The following is a 19,249-nucleotide window of genomic DNA, read 5'->3' as shown; positions in this document are numbered from 1 at the left end:
TAGGGGGCGGCACCGACAGTTCAGTTCGCCAGTTCCTTGACCTTCTCGATCAGGCGGACGCGGTCTTCGTGGGTGGCGCCGACCGGGGTCACGTTCACCGTCGTGACGCCGCTGTCCTTCATGGCGGCCAGGCGGTCGCGGACGAAGCCCTCGCTGCCGATCAGGGACATCTTCTCCAGCAGCTCGTGGGGCACCTTCGCGGCGGCCTCGTCCTTCCTGCCGGCCAGGTAGAGGTCCTGGATCTCGGCGGCCTCCTGCTCGTAGCCGTAGCGGACGGCGAGGTCGTTGTAGAAGTTCTTGCCCTTCGCGCCCATGCCGCCGATGTAGAGGGCCGCCATCGGGCGGCCGAACTCCAGGAAGCCCGCCACGTCGTCGCCGATGGCCAGGTGGGCGGTGGCGACGACGTCCAGGCCGCCGAGTTCCGGGTCGCGTTTGGCCGCGCCGGCCGCCAGGGACGGGCCCCACACGTCGGCGGCCTTCTCCGGCATGTAGAAGATGGGCAGCCAGCCCTCGGCCAGTTCGGCGGCCAGTTCGACGTTCTTGGGGCCGATGGCCGCCACCACGATCGGGATGCGGTCGCGGACCGGGGCGTTGATCAGCTTCAGCGGCTTGCCGAGGCCGGTGCCGCCCTGGAGGGGCATCGTGTAGTGCTTGCCCTGGTATTCGAGGCGCTCGCGCTTCCAGACCTTGCGGCAGATCTCGATGACCTCGCGGGTGCGGCCCAGCGGGGCCGAGTAGGGCACGCCGTGGAAGCCCTCGATCACCTGCGGGCCGGAGGCGCCCAGGCCCAGGGTGAAGCGGCCGTCGGAGACGTAGTCGAGGCCGGCGGCCGTCATGGCCAGCAGGGCGGGGGTGCGGGAGTAGACCGGGAGGATGCCGGAGGCGATCTCCAGGCGCTCGGTCCGGGCGGCGATGTACCCCATCTGGCTGACGGCGTCGAAGCTGTAGGCCTCGGCGACGTACACGATGTCGAGGCCGGCCTTCTCGTAGTCGGCCAGTTCGGCGACGGTCTCCTTGAAACCGCCGGAATAGCTCAGGGCCATCCCGATCCGCATAGATCCTCCTGGACCGAATGTTGTTCCGGTAGTACGGGATTCCGAGGGTACATGTCGGCTCACGTCCTCCGTATCCGGGGAGCCGTACACTTTCGCGGCAGGGGAGGGATCTTGCTGGGTCGTGTGGTGTCGGTGGTCGCGGTCGCGCTCGCCGCGGTCCTGGCCGGGCATTCGCTGCTGCCCGAACTGGGCGGGGTGACGCCGGTTCTCGAGAGCGTGCTGCCGTGGCTCGGGGTGCTGATCGTGCCGCTGGTGGCGATGGCGGCGGTGGCCCGGTCGCGGGGGGCGGTCGTGGCCTCGCTGACCCCGGCGGTGGTGTGGGCGGTGATGTTCGGGCCGGGCGTGCTGCGGCACCCGCCCGGCGGGGCCGCCGACTTCACGGTCGCGACGCTCAACGTCGGGGTGGCCAACGAACTGTCCGGCGAGGCGGTGCGGGCGGCCGCGCAGGGCCGCGACGTGGTGGCGGCGCAGGAGCTCACCCCCGGCGGCCCGGCCGCCAAGGAGCTGAACCGCATCTACCCCTACCGATTCCAGGTCGGCACGGTCGGCTTGTGGAGCAGGTACCGGCTCGACGGGGCGAAACGGGTCGACGTCGGGCTCGGCTGGGCCAGGGCGCTGCGCGCCGTCGTCAAGGCCGAGAAAGGCGACGTGACCGTGTACGTCATGCACCTCGCCTCCGCCCGTCCCGGTGAGACCTCGTTCCGCGACAAGACTTTGAAGGAGGCCGGTGAGGTCATCGCCAAGGACAAGAGCCGCCGGCTGGTCCTGCTGGGCGACCTGAACACCGCCACGACCGACCGGGCCAGGGGCAACCTGGTGCCGCCGCTGCGCGACGCGCAGGAGGAGGCGGGCCAGGGTTTCGGCTTCACCTGGCCGTCGGGCTTCCCGATCACCCGCCCCGACCACATCCTCTACCGGGGCATGGAGGCCACGCTGGCCGACGTCCGGGAGGCGTCCGGCAGCGACCACCGCGCGGCGGTCGCCGACCTCAGGTTCTAGCCGACCGGCAGGTCGCCCGGCTCGTCGAGGTCGGCGGGGTCGCCCGCGCCGTCGCAGGGCACCTCGGTCACCAGGTGGCGGTTCCGCTTGAGGTAGGGCCGCGCGCCCACGTCGCCCTCGAGCGAGCCGGCCACCGCGGCGACGTGGTCGCGGCCGATCAGCACGGGGTTGCGCGGCGCTCCCCCGTAGGTGGCGACGGCGAGTTCGGCCCCGGCCTGGAAAGCGGCGATGAGCCGTTCGACCGCTTCGGGGCGGATGAGCGGCTGGTCGACCAGGGCGACCACCACACCCGCCGCCTCGGGCGGCACCGCCGCCAGGCCGACGCGCAACGAGGAGCCCATCCCGGTCGCCCAGTCGGGGTTCAGCACCGTCACCGCGCCCCGCACCTGGGCGCACACCGCCCCGAGCACGACGACGACCGGATGGCAGCCGCCCTCTTCGAGCAGCCGCACCCCCCGGTCGACCAGCCGTTCGCCCTCGTACTCGACCAGGGCCTTCGGGCGGCCGAAGCGGCGGCCCTCGCCGGCGGCCAGCAGCACTCCGGCGATCATGCGAGGTCGCCGTGGATGCGGCCCTCGGTGGTGGTCAGCGGGCGGCCCGAGCCGCCCCAGCGCAGCTGGATGAGCTCGGCCGCGATCGACACGGCCGTCTCCTCGGGGGTGCGGGCCCCCAGGTCGAGGCCGATCGGGGAGCGCAGCCGGGCCAGTTCGGCCTCGGTCAGGCCGATCTCGCGCAGCCGGGCCATCCGGTCGTCGTGGGTGCGCCGTGAGCCCATCGCGCCGACGTAGGCGGCGGGCGTGCGCAGGGCCACCTCCAGCAGCGGGACGTCGAACTTCGGGTCGTGGGTCAGCACGCAGATGACGGTGCGCTCGTCGACCGCCGCGTGGGACAGGTAGTCGTGGGGCCACTTCACCACGACCTCGTCGGCGTCGGGGAACCGCTTGGAGGTGGCGAACACCGGCCGGGCGTCGCAGACGACCACGTGGTAGCCGAGGAACTTGCCCACCCGGGCCACCGCCGCCGCGAAGTCGATCGCGCCGAACACCAGCATCCTCGGCGGCGGCGCGAACGACTGCACGAACACCTGGAGGTCGTCGAGGCGGCGTTCGCCGCTGCGGCCGTAGCGGCGGACGCCGGTCGTGCCCTGGGCCAGCATGCCTCGGGCGTCGTCGTCGACGGCGGCGTCGAGGCGGGGCGAGCCGAGCGTGCCCGACACGTGGTCGTCCCACACGACGCGCCGCGCGCCCACCCTGCCCGGACCGGACAGTATGGTCGCCACCGCCACCGGCACGCGCTTCTCGATTGACGCCGCGATCTCGCCCAGCTCGGGGTAGGCGTCTCTGGAGACCGGCTCGACGAAGACGTCGATGATCCCCCCGCAGGTCAGGCCGACGGCGAAGGCGTCGTCGTCGCTCACCCCGTACCGCTGCAGGACGGGTCTCCCGGACGCGACGACCTCCTGGGCCAGTTCGTAGACCGCGCCCTCGACGCAGCCGCCCGACACGCTGCCGACCGCCTCCCCGCCCAGGACGGCCATGGCCGCGCCGGGCTGGCGGGGCGCGCTGCGGAAGGTGCCGACGACCGTGGCCAGGCCGAACACGCCCCGGTCGGCCGTCCACCAGCGGTTGACCTGCGAAAGGATGTCACGCATGCCCGGCTCTCCTTCCCGCGAGGAGCCCGGCCAGCTCCTCGTAGGCGGCCAGGCTGTGCCCGGCCACCAAGTCGTCGACGTGGGGCAGCGCCGCCCGCATCCCCCCGGTCAGCGGGCGGTACGCCGGGTCCCCCTTATGAGGGTTAACCCAGATGACCCGGTGGGCCATCCGGCCCAGCCGCTCCATCTGCGCGCCGAGCAGGGACGGATCACCACGTTCCCATCCGTCTGAGGCGATCACCACGATCGCGCCCCGCGCGTCGGGGCCTTTCAGGAACTCCCGCAGTTCCTCGCCCAGGCGGGTGCCGCCGCTCCAGTCGGGGATGGCGGCCGAGACCTGGTCCATGGCGCGGGCGGCGTCCCGCACGCGCAGTTCGGCGGTGAGCCGGGTGAGGCGGGTGCCGGCGGAGAAGACCTCGGTGGCGCGGGGGGCCGACCGGACCACGGCGTGGGCCAGGCGCAGCAGGGTGTCGGCGTACGCCCGCATCGAGCCGCTCACGTCGATCAGCAGCACCACCCGGCGGGGTTTGCGCCGCCGGTCGCGGAACCGCAGCCGGGCCGGTTCGCCGCCGCGCCGCATGGCCTCCCTGACCGTGCGGCGGGGGTCGAGGGAGCCGTGCCGGGCAGGGGCCAGGCGGCGGGAGACCCGCGTCTCGCGGGTGGTGCGCATGAGCGCGAGCAGCCGGTTGATCTCGGCGCGCTCCTCGGGGGTGAGCTTCGCGACGTCGCGGGAGCGCAGGACTTCGAGCGTGCTGGCGGTGGCGGCGGCGGTCGTCTCACCGGCGACCTCGTCGCCGCCGGGTGAGGCGACGTATCGGGTGACCGTGACGGCCGGCGTCAAGGGCCTGGGTGAATCGCGGCCGTCGAAATAGGCGGCGAAACAGCGGTCGTATCTCGGAAGGTCGTCGGGGCCGGAACAGAGGGTGAGCCGGCCGGCCCAATAGACGTCGTGCCTTTCGCCGGCGTCGAGATTCTCCAGGGCTTCGAGAAAACCCCGCGCCCGCTCGTGGTCGGCCGCCACTCCGGCCGCCCGGAGTGTCCGGACGAAACCCGCCAGCACCGAAACGACGTCAGACATCGAGAAGGCCGTTCTGAAGGGCCGCCTGCTGGTCTTCGCGGTGTTTCAGCGCGGCCCCCAGGGTGACCGCCGCCAGGGCCGGGTCGAGCCGGTCGGCTCCCAGGGTCAGCAGGGCCTCGGCCCAGTCGATCGTCTCGGCGATGCCGGGCGGTTTCAGCAGGTCGGCGGCCCTCAGCCGGGCCGCCGCGCGGGCGACCTGCTCGGCGAGGGCGGTCGTGCAGGAGGGCAGGCGGCGACGCAGGATGGCGACCTCGCGGTCGAATCCCGGATGGTCGAGCCAGTGGTAGAGGCAGCGCCTCTTCAGCGCGTCGTGCACTTCGCGGGTGCGATTCGAGGTCAGCACGACCAACGGCGGCGAGGAAGCGCGAATGGTTCCGAGTTCGGGAATCGAAATGGTGAAATCCGAGAGCACTTCCAGAAGAAACGCCTCGAACTCGTCGTCGGCCCGGTCGATCTCGTCCACGAGAAGGACGGCGGGTTGTGTCTCGATCGCCTGCAGCAATGGGCGGGCGATGAGGAACCGGCGGTCGTAGATCTCGCCTTCGAGGGCTTTCAGGTCGGTGACGCCGGCCGCTTCGGCGGCCTTCAGGTGCAGCAGCTGGCGGGCGAAGTCCCAGTCGTAGAGGGCCTGGGCGGCGTCGAGGCCCTCGTAACACTGGAGGCGGATCAGCGGCGCGCCGAGGACGGCGGCGAGGGTCTTGGCGAGCTCGGTCTTGCCGACTCCGGCCTCCCCTTCGAGGAACAGCGGGCGGCCCATGCGCAGGGCCAGGTAGGCGGCGGTCGCCAGGCCCGGCCCGGCCAGGTAGTCGCGCTGTTCGAGGAGGTCCCGCAGGGTCTCCGGGGAGTCGATTTCCACCCGTCCAGGCTACTTCGGCGCGTGATCACGCGGCGGCCGCCCTTGGTAGGTTCGCCGGGTGACGCAGGATTTCCCCGACTCCCCCGCGGGGCGCGCCCTGGTCGCGGAGTTGTCCGCACGCTGGGCCGAACCCCACCGCCGCTACCACACGACCCGCCACCTGACCGAGGTCCTGGCGGCGGTCGAGACGCTGAGAGAGCACGCGCCCGACCTCCGGGCGGTGCGGCTGGCGGCCTGGTTCCACGACGCCGTCTACGACGGCCGCCCCGGCCTCGACGAGGAACGCAGCGCCCAGCTCGCCCAGTCGCGCCTGACGGCCCTGGGCCTGCCGGTCGCCCGGGAGGTGGCCCGGCTGGTCCGGGTGACCACGACGCACGCCTATGCCGAGGGTGACGGGAACGCGGCGGTGTTGTGCGACGCCGACCTGGCCGTGCTCGGCCAGAGCCCGGAGCTGTACGCCGCCTACGCCGAGGCGGTCCGGCGGGAGTACCGCCACGTGCCCGACCCCCTGTTCCGCGTGGGCCGGGCCGAGGTGCTCCGGCGGCTGCTCGGCGGTTCTCTCTACGGCACCGAGACCGCCCGTGACCTGTGGGAAGAGCAGGCCCGGCACAACCTGGCGCGGGAGCTTCGCGGTATTACCGATTGACTTGGTAGGAAATATGGGTAACTCTGAGGGCGGTCCACTCACCGCTCTCTGCGAGGTTCCCGTATGTCCGTCGTCGAGCTGGCGCGCCCGGTCGAGAAACCGCGCGCCACGCCGAAAGGGCCGCGGCGCCGCGTCACCGCGTGGCATCGCTGGCTGAGCCCGCTCGCCCTGCTCGTGGTCTGGCAGATCGCCAGCGCGACCGGCCTGCTCCCCGAACGCCTGCTGGCCGCGCCGGCCGCCATCGCCTCCACCGCCGTCGAACTGACCCAGGCGGGCACGCTCCCGACCGCGATCGGGGTCTCGCTCCAGCGGGTGCTGATCGGCTTCCTGGTCGGCGGCGCGGCCGGGATCGTGCTGGCCCTGGCCGCCGGGCTGAGCCGGGCGGGTGAGAACGCGGTCGACCCGATCATGCAGGCGCTGCGGGCGCTGCCGTTCTTCGGCCTCATCCCGCTGTTCATCCTCTGGTTCGGCATCGGCGAGGAGCCGAAGATCCTGCTGGTGGCCCTGGCGGTGTCGTTCCCCCTCTACCTGAACACCTTCTCCGGCATCCGGGGCGTCGACGGCAAGCTCGCCGAGGTCGCCACCACCCTCAAGTTGTCCCGCGGCCAGCTGATCAGGCACATCGTGCTGCCGGGCGCGCTCCCCCAGACGCTCGTCGGGCTGCGGCAGGCCCTCGGCGTGGCCTGGCTGGCGCTGATCGTGGCCGAGCAGGTGAACGCGACCACCGGCCTCGGCTACATGATCAACGACGCGCGCGAGTTCCTGCGCACCGACGTGATCGTGGTCGGCCTGCTCGTCTACAGCGCGCTGGGCCTGGCCACCGACGCGATCGTCCGGCTGCTGGAGAGGAGGGCGCTGGCATGGCGACGCGGCTTTCTGGCGTAGCACGCGCGTTCGGCGACCGGGTCGTGCTCGACTCGCTCGACCTGGAACTGCGCGACGGCGAGTTCACCGCCCTGCTGGGCCGCAGCGGCTCCGGCAAGTCGACCCTGCTGCGGGCGCTGGCCGGGCTCGACCCCGAGGTCACCGGGACGATCGACGTGACGGACTCGGTCGCGGTGGCCTTCCAGGAGCCCCGGCTGGTGCCGTGGAAGCGGCTGCTGGCCAACATCACCCTCGGGCTCGACGCCCCCGTCTCCAAGGCGAAGGAGGCGCTGGCCGAGGTCGGGCTGAGCGAACGCTCCGACGCCTGGCCGCTGACCCTGTCGGGCGGCGAGGCGCAGCGCGCCAGCCTGGCCCGCGCGCTGGTCCGCGAGCCCGAGCTGCTGCTGCTCGACGAGCCGTTCTCCGCCCTCGACGCGCTCACCCGGATCACCATCCACCAGCTGGTCCTGGAGTTGTGGGCCCGGCACCGCCCGGCCGTGCTGCTGGTCACCCACGACGTCGACGAGGCGCTGCTGCTGGCCGACCGGGTGCTGGTGCTCGACGAGGGCCGCATCGCCCACGACATCTCCATCACGGCCGACCGTCCCCGCCACCGCGAGGACCCCGGCCTCGTCACCCTGCGGACCACCCTGCTCGCCGCGCTCGGCGTCTCACCCGAAGGAAGATCATGAAACGCGCACTGATGGCCGCCGTCCTGCTGCTGGCCGCCGCCGCGTGCGGCGCACCGGCGACCGACGCCGGCGCCGCCGATTCGACGATCACGCTCCGCGTGGGCGACCAGAAGGCCGGCTCGCAGGCGCTGCTGAAGGCGGCCGGGCTGCTCGACGACGCCCCCTACAAGATCACCTTCGCCCAGTTCACGTCGGGCCCGCCGCTGCTGGAGGCGATCAACGCCGGGGCCGTCGACATCGGCGGGGTGGGCAACACTCCCCCGATCTTCGCGGCGGCGGCCGACTCGAAGATCAAGATCGTGGCGGCCTACAAGCAGAACGTGACGGGGGCGGCGGTGGTCGTACCGGCGAACTCGACCCTCACGAGCCCGGCCGACCTCAAGGGCAAGAAGATCGCGGTGGCCAAGGGCAGCTCCTCCCACCACCACCTGCTGTCGGTGCTGAAGAAGGAGGGCCTGAAGTTCTCCGACATCCAGCCGCAGTACCTCCAGCCCGCCGACGCGCTGGCCGCCTTCTCCGGCGGCACGGTCGACGCCTGGACGATCTGGGAGCCGTTCACCTCGCAGGCGATCCTGCAGCACAAGGCGAAGGTGCTGGTCGACGGCACCGGCTACGTCAACGGCCTGAACTTCACCGTCGCCGCCCCCGAGGCCGTGGAGTCGAAGACCGACGCGGTCCGCGACTACCTCACCCGGCTCGGCAAGGCCCGTGAGTGGGCGCTCACCCACAAGCCCGAATGGGCCAAGGTGTGGGCGGCCGAGACCGGCCTGCCGCAAGAGGTCGCCGACGCGGCCGTCGACAACGCGGTCTCCTCGCCGATCGTCATCGACGACGCGGTGATCACCTCCGAGCAGGAGATGGCCGACGCCTTCGCCGCCGAGGGCCTCATCCCGGGCGGCCTGACGTTCGCCGACTTCGTCGACCAGCGGTTCAACGACATCGTGGGGGCGGCGCAGTGAGGTTCCACTGGTTCCTGCCGACGACCGGCGACGGCCGCTCGATCGTGGCCGGCGGCCACGGCCTGGGCCGCACCTACGGCGACGCCGAATACCGCCCGCCGACGGTCGAGTACCTCGGCCAGATCGCGAAGGCGGCCGAGCAGGTCGGCTTCGAGGCGGTGCTCACCCCGACCGGCACCTGGTGCGAGGACGCCTGGCTGATCACGGCCGCCCTCACCCAGGTGACCACCCGGCTGAAGTTCCTGGTGGCGTTCCGGCCCGGCCTGCTCTCCCCGACGCTGGCCGCGCAGATGGCCGCGACCTACCAGCGCGTGTCGGGCGGGCGGCTGCTGCTGAACGTGGTGACCGGCGGCGAGGCCGCCGAGCAGGCCCGGTTCGGCGACCACCTGAGCAAGGACGAGCGCTACGCCCGCACCGACGAGTTCCTCAGCGTCGTGCGGGGCGCCTGGCAGGGCGGCTTCGACTTCACCGGCACGTATTACGACGTGGCCGACGCCCGCGTCGCCGCGCCGCCGGAGCCGACCCCGGAGATCTACTTCGGCGGCTCCTCCGGCGCGGCCGGCCCGGTGGCCGCCAGGCACGCCGACGTCTACCTGACCTGGGGCGAACCGCCCGCGCAGGTGGGCGAGAAGCTCGGCTGGATCCGCGACCTGGCCGCGGCGGAAGGCCGCACGCTCCGGTACGGCGTGCGCCTGCACGTCATCACCCGCGACACCAGCGAGGAGGCGTGGGCCGAAGCCGGCCGCCTGCTGGAGCGCATCCCGGGCGGCGACATCGCCAAGGCCCGGAAACTGCTGTCGAGCAGCGAGTCGGTCGGCCAGAAGCGCATGCTGGCCCTGCACGAGGGCTTCAAGAGCGGCAGGGCCCGCGACCTGGAGATCCACCCGGGCCTGTGGGCGGGCGTCGGCCTCGTGCGCGGCGGCGCGGGCACCGCGCTGGTGGGCAGCCATTCGGAGGTGGCCGACCTGCTGGAGGAGTACGCCGCCCACGGGGCGTCGGAGTTCATCCTCTCGGGCTACCCCCACCTGGAGGAGGCCTACTGGTTCGGCGAGGGCGTGCTGCCCGAGCTGCGCAGGAGGGGCCTGGTCGCGAAAGCCGCCTAGTGGTCGGGAGCCTCGCTCTTGATCTTTATGAGGGCGTTCAGCTCCGCCACCGCGCGGGCCGCCCGCGCCTTCTCCGAGCCCTGGATCCCCATCGCCCCCACGACGCTTCCGTCGGCGAGGTCGAGGTGGGGCCAGGGCTCGGCGTCGGGCAGGGAGACGCCGAGGATCTCGGCCCACTCGTAGCGGTGCACCCGCACCGCGTTGACCACGGTCACGCCGCCGTCGTCGGCCACCACCCGCAACCGGCCCAGCAGGTGGAGGAGGAAGGCGACGGCGCAGCCGAACACGAAGACCCCGATGCGGTCGGGGAGGTGGAACTGCCCCGGGAGGACGACCGCCAGGATCAGCGCGCCGCCCACCATGACCGCCGCGAGCGTGTAGGCCACCACGCGGGCCCTCTTCGGACGCCAGACCACGGGGAGGGGCGGCGCGGGAACAGTCGGGAACATGAGACCGAACGTTAGCGCGATCCGGGCGTGAGGCCGCGCAACAGGACCGCCGTCTCCAGGGCCGCGACGGTCGCCTCGTAGCCCTTGTCCTCCTTCGAACCGGGCACGCCCGACCGCTCGACGGCCTGGTGCACGCTGTCACACGTCAGCACGCCGTTGCCGACGGGGGTCGACTCGTCGAGGGAGACCCTGGTCAGGCCGCTGGTCACCGAGTCGCAGACGTACTCGAAGTGGGCCGTCTTGCCGCGGATGACCACCCCGAGCGCCACCACGGCGTCGTGGGTGCGGGCGAGCGCCTGCGCCACCACGGGGATCTCCAGCGACCCGGCCACCCGGACCACGGTCGGGGTCGCGCCGCTGTCCTTGGCCGCCGCGACGGCCCGCTCGACCAGCTGGTCGGTGATCTTCTCGTGCCACCGGGCCGCGACGATGCCCACCGTCAGGCCCTGCGCCTCGACCGGCCACGTCTCCGGCCGTCCAACGCCGCTCATGCGTTCTCCTCGGGGATCTCGTGACCAAGACGGTCACGCTTGGCGTACAGGTACTTCTCGTTGTACGGGTTGACGGCGATGGGCATCGGCTCGCGGCCGAGGACCTTGATGCCGTATCCGTCCATCCCCCGCATCTTGGCGGGGTTGTTGGTCAGCAGGCGCACCGATTTGACCCCGAGGTCGCCGAGCATCTGGCCGGCGTTGGAGAACTCGCGGGCGTCGACCGGCAGGCCGAGTTCGAGGTTGGCGTCGACGGTGTCGTGGCCGTCGTCCTGGAGGGCGTAGGCGCGCAGCTTGGCCAGCAGGCCGATGCCGCGGCCCTCGTGGCCGCGCAGGTAGACGACCACGCCGCGGCCCTCCGAAGCGATGGCGGCCATGGCGTGGTCGAGCTGCACGCCGCAGTCGCAGCGCAGCGAGCCCAGCACGTCGCCCGTCATGCACTCGGAGTGGGCCCGCACCAGCACGTTCTCGCCGTCGTCGAGGTCGCCGTAGACGAGCGCGACGTGCTCGCCGCCGTCGAGGGAGCTGGCGAAGCCGTAGGCCCGCCACATGCCGTAGCGGTTCGGGATGGACGTCTCGGCGACCCGCGTCACCACCCGCTCGGTGCGGCGGCGGAACTCGATGAGCTGCTCGATGGAGACCAGCGCGAGGTCGTGCTCGTCGGCGAACACCCGCAGCTCGGGCAGCCGGGCCATGGTGCCGTCGTCGTTGGTCACCTCGGCCAGCGCCCCGGCCGGGGTCAGGCCGGCGAGCCGGGCCAGGTCGACGGCGGCCTCGGTGTGGCCGGGCCGCACCAGCACGCCGCCGTCGCGGTAGCGCAGCGGGAAGATGTGGCCCGGCCGGACCAGCTCGAACGGCTCGGTGGCCGAGTCGGCCAGGGTGCGGATGGTGCGCGCCCGGTCGGCGGCGCTGATGCCGGTGCTGACCCCGTCGCGGGCGTCGACGCTGATCGTGTACGCCGTCCGCATGCGCTCCTTGTTGTCGTTCACCATCAGCGGCAGCCCGAGCCGGTCGAGGTCGTCGCCCCGCATGCCGACGCAGATGACGCCCGAGGTGTGCCGGATCGTGAAGGCCAGCGTCTGCGCGGTGGCCTTGGACGCCGCGAAGATGAGGTCGCCCTCGTTCTCGCGGTCCTCGTTGTCGACGACCACGACCGGCTTGCCGTCGCGGATGTCGGCGATGGCCCGCTCGATGGGGTCGAGCCTGATGTCACTCATACTGCGACAGCCTCCTGCTTGCGCCAGTTCACGAATCCGGTGAGGACCAGGACGAAGAACACCGCGTACACGGCCCCCGAGACGACCAGCCCCGACCGGAAGGCCAGCGGCACCCCGACGAGGTCGACGGCGATCCAGACGAGCCAGAAGTCGGTCAGCGCCCTGCCCTGGGCCCAGGTCGCGACCGCGCTGCCGACGAAGATGTAGGCGTCGGCGGCCACCAGGAAGTACCCCTCGGGCAGCGGCGCGTGCGCGCCCCACGAGAGCCCGGTGACGAAGAAGAACCAGCCGGCCAGGGCGGTCCCGGCGACGACGGTCCCGGTCAGGAACACCCGCTCGGCGTACGTCGCGGTACGCACGGCCAGCTGCTCGCCCTGGCTCTTCCAGCGCACCCAGCCGTAGACGGCCAGCACGCCGAACATGACCTGCTTCAGCGCGTTGCCGATCAGCCCGGCGTCGAGCGAGGCGGTCAGCAGCAGCACCGAGGCGGTGAGCTGGACCGGCCACGTCCAGAGCGAGCGGCGGATGGCGAACACGACCGTGGCCAGGGCCAGCACGTTGCCGATGAGGTCGGTCCACAGGACGGTCGTCCCGAAGGCCTCGAAGGTGGCGTTCACCTCACCACCAGCTTCTCGACGTACTTGGCGATGACGTCGGCCTCCAGGTTCACCGGGTCGCCGGCGACCTTCGAGCCGAGGGTGGTCAGCGCCAGGGTGGTCGGGATCAGGCTGACCGTGAACTCCTCGGCGGACACCGACGCGACGGTGAGCGACACGCCGTCGACGGTGATCGAGCCCTTGTGCACCACGTAGCGGGCCAGGTCGGCGGGCAGCGAGATCGTGACGACCTCCCAGTGCTCGTCGGGCTCGCGCCGCACGATGACGCCGGTCCCGTCGACGTGGCCCTGCACGATGTGGCCGCCGAGCCGCTGGTCGGCCCTGACCGCGCGTTCCAGGTTCACGGGGGAACCCGACTCCAGGGCGCCGAGGCTGCTCCGGTCGAGGGTCTCCTTCATGACGTCCACGGTGAAGACGTCGCCCTCGACCGCGACGACGGTCAGGCAGACCCCGTTCACGGCGATCGAGTCGCCGTGCTTGGCGTCCTGGGTCACGAGGGCGCCGCGGAAGGCCAGCCGGGCCGCCTGCGGGAGGGGGTCGACGGCGACGACCTGGCCGAGTTCCTCGACGATTCCGGTGAACATGCTCAGTTCTCCTTCGGGGGCGCCGGCCGCGCGGTCACGCGCAGGTCCGGTCCAATGGGGACGACGTCTTCGAACTCCCAGCGGTGGATGCCGCCGACGCCCGTCACCCCGGCGTCGCCCAGGGCGGCGCGCCCCGAGCCGAGGAAGGCGGGCGCCAGGTAGGCGACGACCCGGTCGACCAGACCGGCGCGCAGGAAGCTCCCGGCGAGGGTGGGGCCGCCTTCGAGGAAGACGCTGACGATCTGACGCCGGTGGAGTTCGGTCAGCAGGGCGGCGAGGTCGAGGCCGCGCGGGCCGCGCGGGACGCGCACGGCGTGCTCGGCGGGCAGGTCGGCCCCGACGGCGAGCAGGGTGGGCGCGGCGTCGTCGAGCACCCTCGCGTGCGGGGGCGTGAGGCCCTCGCTGTCGACGACGACCCGCAGGGGTGTCGCGGGGCCGGGCCGGACCGTCAGGTGGGGGTCGTCGGCCAGCACGGTGCCGATCCCGGCCATGATCGCGTCATGCTGCCCGCGCAGGCGGTGCACGTCGGCGCGGGCCTCCGGCGAGGTGATCCACTGGCTGGTGCCGTCGGCGGCGGCCGACCGGCCGTCGAGGGTCGCGGCGAACTTCCACGTGACGAACGGCCGCCTCAGCCGCGTGTACGTCAGCCAGTGGGCGTTCCCCCGCTCCGCCTCGGCCCGCAGGAGCCCGCTTTCGACGGCGACCCCCTCGCGGCGCAGCCTCTCCAGGCCGCCGGCCGCGACGGGGTTGGGGTCGGGCACCGCGACGACGACCCGCGCGACGCCGGCCTTCAGTAGCGCCTCGGAGCAGGGGCCGGTCCGGCCGTGGTGGTCGCAGGGTTCGAGGGTGACGTAGGCGGTGCCGCCCCGGGCCAGCTCACCGGCCTCGCGCAGGGCCCAGACCTCGGCGTGCGGCCCGCCGGCCGCGGCGTGGAAGCCCTCGCCGACGACGGATCCCCCGGCCGAAGTGATCACACACCCGACCACCGGATTCGGGCTCGTCGTGCCCAGCCCGCGCGCGGCGAGGTCGATCGCCCGGCGCATGAAGTGGTCGTCCACCCCGGTCCTTCCCTGCATCAGGGCTCCGGGGCATGGGCATGGAAGCGCCCAAGGACGGACGCGCCCCAATAGGGGGCCTCGCCCGCCGCGTGCTGCCTCCCATCCGGACTTTCACCGTCGGTCCTGGAATTCCACCAGGTCAACCGGCCGATGGATTCGGCCGGGTCGCGGACTGTCACCGCCGGTTCGGACTTTCACCGACCCCGGAGCACGCATTGTGTTCTTCGATGTGCGTCAAGGCTGTTGCCTACGCAAGTTATTCCCAGTCTGCCACGACGGTTCCGGGCGGCGTCAATGTGGCGCCGGTCGCAGTGCCCTCGGCACGGCGTTCAGGCCGGTCCGGACGGTGCGCAGCGTCATCGTCGCCCACACGTCGCCGAACGGGGTGGCAGGCAGGCCGTAGAGGCGTCTGGCCCACCGGGGCAGGCTGGCGAAGGCCACGGCGGTGATCCACGGGAAGATCGGCTTGATCAGGGTGAGCCGGGCCGGCAGCGGCGGGTTGAGCGACATCAGCAGCGGGTGGGGCGCCTCGGGCACGAACCGCAACTTCGGCCGTTCGGCGTCGATGTAGTCGCGCATCTCGCCCACCGAATGGGGCACGTCGCCGGGTGACAGGCCGACGACCTCGGCGGCGCGGCGCCATTCGTACACGAACTGATCGGCCTCGTCGTCGGTCAGGGGCACCCCGGCGCGGCGGGCCGTGGACAGGTAGGAGTCGACCTCCCCGACGTGCACCCAGCGCAGCGCGTCGGGCTCGTCGAGGTGGTAGCGGTCGCCGACGTCGGGGTCGTAGGCGGTCAGGGTCGCGTGGATCTTACGGACCCGCTTGGCCGCCTTGTCGACCTCCTCGGCGCTGCCGTAGGTGCGCACCCGGACGAACTCGGTGGTGCGCAGGAACCGCGCCCACGCCTCGGAGGGATCGAACAGGGCCGAGTTCTGGATCACCCCGCGCATCGCCCGGGGGTGCAGGCCCTGCATCAGCAGGGCCCGGAAGCCGCCGACGAACAGGACCGGCTCCGCCATCACCCGCCAGGTGACCGAACCGGGACCGAACAGCCCGTCTTGGTTCATGACCTCACGCTACGCCCCCTCGGCGAGCGCACGAAGGGCCTGCACCGCCGCGGCGGGGTCGTCGCGGCCGTAGACGGCGTTCCCGGCCACGAAGACGTCGGCGCCCGCCTCGGCGCAGCGCTCGATCGTCTCGTCGGCCACCCCGCCGTCGACCTGGATCCAGACCTCCAGGCCGTGCTTGGAGACCAGCTGGCGGGCCCGGCGGATCTTCGGCAGCACCCCGTCGATGAACGACTGCCCGCCGAACCCCGGCTCGACGGTCATCAGCAGCAGCATGTCGATCTCGGGCAGCAGGTCCTCGTAGGCGTCGACGGCCGTCGCCGGGTTGAGCGCGAACCCGGCCCGCGCGCCCTCCTTGCGGATCGCCCGCAGGGTGCGCACCGGGGCCTTGGCCGCCTCGGCGTGGATGGTCACGCTCCGGGCGCCCGCCTCGGCGTAGCCGACGGCCCAGCGGTCGGGGTCTTCGATCATGAGGTGGCAGTCGACCGGGGTCGAGACCGACTTCAGCAGCGCCTCCACCACGGGCAGGCCGAGCGTCAGATTGGGCACGAAGTGGTTGTCCATCACGTCGACGTGGAGCCAGTCGGCCACCCCGGCGACCCGGGCGGCCTCGTCGGCCAGTCGGGCGAAATCAGCGGACAAGATGCTGGGCGAGATCTGTACGGCCATGACGCCGCAGTCTACGCGGCAAGGTTTTGTCCCCTCATGAACCTGTGGATGATCTGCGCAAACTAGCCTCGAACCATGATCAGCGCAGCCGGCCTGACCAAGGTCTACGGCGGGAGGACCGCCCTCGATCACGCCGACTTCACGGTCCGGCCGGGTGTGGTGACGGGTTTCCTCGGCCCGAACGGCGCGGGCAAGTCGACCGCGATGCGGCTGATCCTCGACCTCGACCGGGCCACCGCCGGCTCGGTCACCGTCAACGGCCGCCGCTACCGCGACCTGCCCGTGCCGCTGCGCGAGGTCGGCGCCCTGCTGGAGGCCAAGGCGTGGCACGGCGGCCGGTCGGCCCACGACCACCTGCGCTTCCTGGCCCGCACCAACGGCATCCCCAAACGCCGGGTGCGCGAGGTGCTCGACATCGTCGGCCTGCACGACGTCGCCGGGAAACGCGCCAAGAGCTACTCGCTCGGCATGGGCCAGCGGCTCGGCATCGCCGCCGCCCTGCTCGGCGACCCCGCGATCCTGATGTTCGACGAGCCGGTCAACGGGCTCGACCCCGAGGGCATCCTGTGGATCCGGCGGCTGATGCAGTCGCTGGCCGCCGAGGGCCGGACCGTGTTCGTCTCCAGCCACCTGATGGCGGAGATGGCGCTGACCGCCGGGCACCTGATCGTGATCGGCCGGGGCCGGATCCTGGCCGACACCCCGATGGCCGACTTCATCCCCGCCAGCCACGTGCGGGTGCGCTCCCCCGACCTGGCGGCCCTCGTCCGGGCCGTCGCCGCCGAGGACTGGCGGGCCCGTCCCGCCGACGACGCCCTGCTCGTGTACGGGGTGACGCCCGCCGACGTCGGCGACCTCGCCTACCGGAACGGGATCCGGGTGCACGAGTTGTCACCCGTCCACCCGTCGCTGGAGGAGGCGTTCATGCGCCTGACCGCCGACAGCGTCGAGTATCACGGGGGCGGTGGATGACCCTCCGGCGGGCCGGCTTCGCGGGAGCCGTGGCCGGGGAGTGGATCAAGATCTGGACCGTGCGGTCGACGTGGTGGAGCATGTTCGCCACCGTCGTGGTGACCGTGGGGCTCTCGTCGCTGCTGACGCTGGCGTACACGCTGTCGTACGACCGGCTCGGCTTCCGGGCCCGGCTGGCCTTCGACCCGGTCGCCTACGGGCTGGCCGGGCTGAACTTCGGGGTGATCACCCTGGGCGTGCTCGGGGTGCTGGTGGTGTCGACCGAGTTCTCCTCGGGCCTCGTGCGGACCTCGTTGTCGGCCGTGCCGCGCCGGTCGCGGCTGCTGGCCGCCAAGGCCGTGGTGCTGGCCGCGGTCGCGCTGGCCGTGGGGCTGATCTCGTCGTTCGCGGCGTTCTTCGCCTCGCAGGCGGTCTTCTCGATGCGGCGGCTCGGGGCCGGGATCGGCGACCCCGAGGTGCTGCGGGCGGTCACCGGCGGCGGGCTCTACCTCACGCTGATCGCGCTGATCTCGCTCGGCGCGGGGGCGATCGTGCGGCACACCGCCGGGGCGATCACGTCGGTGCTCGGGGTGCTGTTCGTCGCGCCGATCTTCGGGGTGTTCCTGCCGGAGGACTGGGGGCGCACCGTGCAGAAGTTCCTGCCCCCGGCCGCCGGGAGCGCCATTCTGACCACCCGCGAGACGCCGGTCACCCTGCCGCCGTGGCAGGGGTTCGGCGTCTTCGCGGGCTACACGGCCCTGGTGCTCGTGGTCGCGTTCGTCCTGTTCAGGCGGCGCGACGTCTGAGCAGCGCCAGGAACATCGCGTCGGTGCCGTGGCGGTGCGGCCAGAACTGGACGTAGGGGCCGTCGCCGAGCCCCGGGACCTCGGGCAGGTAGGCGCGGGCGTCGAGGGTCTCGGCCAGGTCGCCCATGTCGCCGACGACGGCGCGGGTCTCGGCGATGTGGGGCGAGCAGGTCACGTAGGCGACCACGCCGCCGGGACGCACCGCCCGCAGCGCCTCCCTGAGCAGCGCCCGCTGGAGCGCGGTCAGCTCGGGGATGCCGCGCGGGTCACGCCGCCACCGCGCCTCCGGACGGCGGCGCAGCGCCCCCAGGCCGGTGCACGGCGCGTCGAGCATGACCCGGTCGAACACGCCCTCCCGCCACGGCGGACGGGTGCCGTCGGCCACCACGACGGCGGCCTCCTTGGTCGCCTGCCAGACCAGCCGGGCCCGGTGCTCCTGCGAGTCGCCCGCGAGCAGCCGGGCGCCCGTCTGCGCGGCCACCGCGTCGAGCAGGCCCGCCTTGCCGCCGGGGCCGGCGCACATGTCGAGCCAGGTGCCGTCGCGGTCGTCGAGCGGCACCCGGGTCAGCGCGAGGGCGACGAGCTGGCTCGCCTCGTCTTGCACCGCCGCGCGGGCCTCGCCGACGGCCTTGAGCCGGCCGGGGTCGCCGTCGACCAGGTAGGCGCCGTAGGGCGAGTAGGGCGCGGGCTCGGCCCCGGCGTCAACGAGCTCGTCGATCGTGGCCCGGCCCGGCCGCGCCACCAGGGCCACCCGGGGCCGCTCGTTGTCGGCCTCAAGCGCCTTGGCGGTCTCGTCGATCGACCCGCCGACGGCGTCGCGCAGGGCGGTGACGATCCACTTCGGGTGGCTGTAGGTGATCGCCAGGTGGCCGACCGGGTCGTCTTCGACCGGCGGCGCGACGGCCTTCAGCCACTCGTCGAGCGAACGCTGGCTGACCTTGCGCAGGATCGCGTTGGCGAACCGCGACGGCCCCTGGCCGACCCGCAGCCGGACCAGGTCGATCGTGGCCGAGACGGCGGCGTGGGCCGGGATGCGGGTGCGCAGCAGCTGGTGGACGCCCAGGCGCATGGCGTCGAGGAGCGGCGGGTCGATCTCCTCCGGCGGGCGGTCGCTGCAGGCGGCGATCACCTCGTCGTAGGTGCCCAGACCCCGCAGGGTGCCGTAGGCCAGCTCGGTCGCGAGGGCGGCGTCGCGGCCGGTGATGTCACGCTGCCGCAACATCTGCGGCAGCAGCAGGTTCGCGTAGGCGTCGCGCTCGTCGACGGCCCTCATCAGGTCGTACGCCGCGTTTCTCGCCTCGTCACGGACGGGCTTGGGGGGCCTCGGAGGGCCGCCGCGCCGACCGGTGGAGCGGGCCCGTCCTGAGGGGTTGTTGCCCCGGTTCGTCATCTGGCGGTTGCCTTTGGTTGGTGGTGGCGAGCGATCATTCAGG

General features: G+C 72.5%; 22 protein-coding genes and 1 riboswitch. Of the genes, 8 read left to right on the top strand and 14 right to left on the bottom strand.

The genetic code is table 11. The annotated features are described in order from the left end of the window. Positions 1–20 precede the first annotated feature (20 nt). Positions 21–1,055: an LLM class F420-dependent oxidoreductase gene (locus AW271_RS36640; protein WP_062342703.1), complete on the bottom strand. Its 1,035-nt coding sequence runs from the start codon at positions 1,053–1,055 to the stop codon at positions 21–23. A 111-nt stretch (positions 1,056–1,166) separates the two neighbouring features. Between AW271_RS36640 and AW271_RS36635 the strand changes: the two genes are divergently transcribed. Further along, a complete protein-coding gene (locus tag AW271_RS36635) occupies positions 1,167–2,054 on the top strand; it encodes an endonuclease/exonuclease/phosphatase family protein (protein ID WP_062342701.1) in 888 nt (295 codons plus the stop codon). Here the strand turns inward: AW271_RS36635 and AW271_RS36630 are convergent. From AW271_RS36630 to AW271_RS36615, 4 genes are read right to left on the bottom strand one after another with little or no spacing between them, the layout of a single operon-like run. Beyond that, positions 2,051–2,605 carry a nucleotidyltransferase family protein gene (locus AW271_RS36630; protein WP_062342699.1) on the bottom strand — a complete coding sequence of 185 codons (555 nt, stop codon included), beginning with the start codon at positions 2,603–2,605 and terminating at the stop codon, positions 2,051–2,053. The two genes, AW271_RS36635 and AW271_RS36630, sit on opposite strands and share 4 nt — an antisense overlap. Beyond that, the gene (locus AW271_RS36625) at positions 2,602–3,705 is read right to left on the bottom strand and encodes an XdhC family protein (RefSeq protein WP_062342698.1); all 1,104 of its coding nucleotides are present in this window, start codon (positions 3,703–3,705) and stop codon (positions 2,602–2,604) included. Before AW271_RS36625 ends, AW271_RS36630 begins: the two co-directional genes overlap by 4 nt. Next, positions 3,698–4,783, bottom strand: a complete 1,086-nt coding sequence (locus AW271_RS36620; protein ID WP_062342697.1) for a vWA domain-containing protein — start codon at positions 4,781–4,783, stop codon at positions 3,698–3,700. The genes AW271_RS36625 and AW271_RS36620 overlap by 8 nt, the downstream gene beginning before the upstream one ends. Further along, on the bottom strand, positions 4,776–5,639 hold the full coding sequence (locus AW271_RS36615; protein ID WP_062342696.1) for an AAA family ATPase: 864 nt from the start codon (positions 5,637–5,639) through the stop codon (positions 4,776–4,778). Before AW271_RS36615 ends, AW271_RS36620 begins: the two co-directional genes overlap by 8 nt. Before the next feature lie 58 nt (positions 5,640–5,697). Here AW271_RS36615 and AW271_RS36610 point away from each other — a divergent pair, with 58 nt between their 5' ends. The 5 genes from AW271_RS36610 to AW271_RS36590 all read left to right on the top strand — a co-directional run bounded on the left by AW271_RS36610 (position 5,698) and on the right by AW271_RS36590 (position 9,903). Then, the gene (locus AW271_RS36610; RefSeq protein ID WP_062342690.1) at positions 5,698–6,285 is read left to right on the top strand and encodes an HD domain-containing protein; all 588 of its coding nucleotides are present in this window, start codon (positions 5,698–5,700) and stop codon (positions 6,283–6,285) included. Positions 6,286–6,348: 63 nt separating this feature from the next. Further along, on the top strand, positions 6,349–7,170 hold the full coding sequence (locus AW271_RS36605) for an ABC transporter permease (protein ID WP_062342688.1): 822 nt from the start codon (positions 6,349–6,351) through the stop codon (positions 7,168–7,170). Next, positions 7,146–7,841: an ABC transporter ATP-binding protein gene (locus AW271_RS36600; protein WP_062342686.1), complete on the top strand. Its 696-nt coding sequence runs from the start codon at positions 7,146–7,148 to the stop codon at positions 7,839–7,841. The genes AW271_RS36605 and AW271_RS36600 overlap by 25 nt, the downstream gene beginning before the upstream one ends. Next, positions 7,838–8,800 (top strand): ABC transporter substrate-binding protein, encoded by a 963-nt coding sequence (locus AW271_RS36595; protein ID WP_062342684.1) that lies wholly within the window; start codon positions 7,838–7,840, stop codon positions 8,798–8,800. Before AW271_RS36600 ends, AW271_RS36595 begins: the two co-directional genes overlap by 4 nt. After that, positions 8,797–9,903 carry an LLM class flavin-dependent oxidoreductase gene (locus AW271_RS36590; protein WP_062342682.1) on the top strand — a complete coding sequence of 369 codons (1,107 nt, stop codon included), beginning with the start codon at positions 8,797–8,799 and terminating at the stop codon, positions 9,901–9,903. The genes AW271_RS36595 and AW271_RS36590 overlap by 4 nt, the downstream gene beginning before the upstream one ends. Here AW271_RS36590 and AW271_RS36585 read toward each other — a convergent pair. The 8 genes from AW271_RS36585 to rpe form a co-directional block, all read right to left on the bottom strand. Continuing rightward, on the bottom strand, positions 9,900–10,352 hold the full coding sequence (locus AW271_RS36585; protein ID WP_062342680.1) for a PH domain-containing protein: 453 nt from the start codon (positions 10,350–10,352) through the stop codon (positions 9,900–9,902). The two genes, AW271_RS36590 and AW271_RS36585, sit on opposite strands and share 4 nt — an antisense overlap. Positions 10,353–10,363: 11 nt before the next feature. Further along, positions 10,364–10,843: a 6,7-dimethyl-8-ribityllumazine synthase gene (ribH, locus tag AW271_RS36580; RefSeq protein ID WP_062342678.1), complete on the bottom strand. Its 480-nt coding sequence runs from the start codon at positions 10,841–10,843 to the stop codon at positions 10,364–10,366. Next, complete coding sequence (locus tag AW271_RS36575; protein ID WP_062342676.1) at positions 10,840–12,060, bottom strand: bifunctional 3,4-dihydroxy-2-butanone-4-phosphate synthase/GTP cyclohydrolase II; 1,221 nt, start codon at positions 12,058–12,060, stop codon at positions 10,840–10,842. Before AW271_RS36575 ends, ribH begins: the two co-directional genes overlap by 4 nt. Further along, entirely contained in the window at positions 12,057–12,677 is a 621-nt protein-coding gene (locus AW271_RS36570) for a nicotinamide mononucleotide transporter family protein (protein WP_062342674.1), read from the bottom strand. Before AW271_RS36570 ends, AW271_RS36575 begins: the two co-directional genes overlap by 4 nt. After that, complete coding sequence (locus AW271_RS36565; protein ID WP_062342672.1) at positions 12,674–13,261, bottom strand: riboflavin synthase; 588 nt, start codon at positions 13,259–13,261, stop codon at positions 12,674–12,676. Before AW271_RS36565 ends, AW271_RS36570 begins: the two co-directional genes overlap by 4 nt. A 2-nt stretch (positions 13,262–13,263) precedes the next feature. Beyond that, complete coding sequence (ribD, locus tag AW271_RS36560) at positions 13,264–14,337, bottom strand: bifunctional diaminohydroxyphosphoribosylaminopyrimidine deaminase/5-amino-6-(5-phosphoribosylamino)uracil reductase RibD (protein ID WP_062342670.1); 1,074 nt, start codon at positions 14,335–14,337, stop codon at positions 13,264–13,266. 67 nt (positions 14,338–14,404) lie between these two features. After that, positions 14,405–14,535: riboswitch (FMN riboswitch) on the bottom strand. A 75-nt stretch (positions 14,536–14,610) separates the two neighbouring features. Next, entirely contained in the window at positions 14,611–15,390 is a 780-nt protein-coding gene (locus AW271_RS36555) for an oxygenase MpaB family protein (protein WP_062342668.1), read from the bottom strand. A gap of 9 nt (positions 15,391–15,399) precedes the next feature. After that, positions 15,400–16,059: a ribulose-phosphate 3-epimerase gene (gene rpe / locus AW271_RS36550; RefSeq protein WP_062342665.1), complete on the bottom strand. Its 660-nt coding sequence runs from the start codon at positions 16,057–16,059 to the stop codon at positions 15,400–15,402. A 75-nt stretch (positions 16,060–16,134) separates the two neighbouring features. On the opposite strand from rpe, the gene AW271_RS36545 reads away from it, so the two are divergent. Both AW271_RS36545 and AW271_RS36540 read left to right on the top strand, forming a co-directional pair. Then, positions 16,135–17,031 carry an ATP-binding cassette domain-containing protein gene (locus AW271_RS36545; protein ID WP_062342663.1) on the top strand — a complete coding sequence of 299 codons (897 nt, stop codon included), beginning with the start codon at positions 16,135–16,137 and terminating at the stop codon, positions 17,029–17,031. After that, a complete protein-coding gene (locus AW271_RS36540; protein WP_062342661.1) occupies positions 17,028–17,816 on the top strand; it encodes an ABC transporter permease subunit in 789 nt (262 codons plus the stop codon). The genes AW271_RS36545 and AW271_RS36540 overlap by 4 nt, the downstream gene beginning before the upstream one ends. Here the strand turns inward: AW271_RS36540 and AW271_RS36535 are convergent. Next, positions 17,797–19,206 carry an RsmB/NOP family class I SAM-dependent RNA methyltransferase gene (locus tag AW271_RS36535; protein ID WP_062342659.1) on the bottom strand — a complete coding sequence of 470 codons (1,410 nt, stop codon included), beginning with the start codon at positions 19,204–19,206 and terminating at the stop codon, positions 17,797–17,799. The genes AW271_RS36540 and AW271_RS36535 overlap by 20 nt on opposite strands. Positions 19,207–19,249 lie beyond the last annotated feature (43 nt).

The organism is Herbidospora sakaeratensis, assembly GCF_001570525.1.
Lineage (GTDB): Bacteria > Actinomycetota > Actinomycetes > Streptosporangiales > Streptosporangiaceae > Herbidospora > Herbidospora sakaeratensis.
This window is presented reverse-complemented; position numbering and strand designations above follow the sequence as displayed.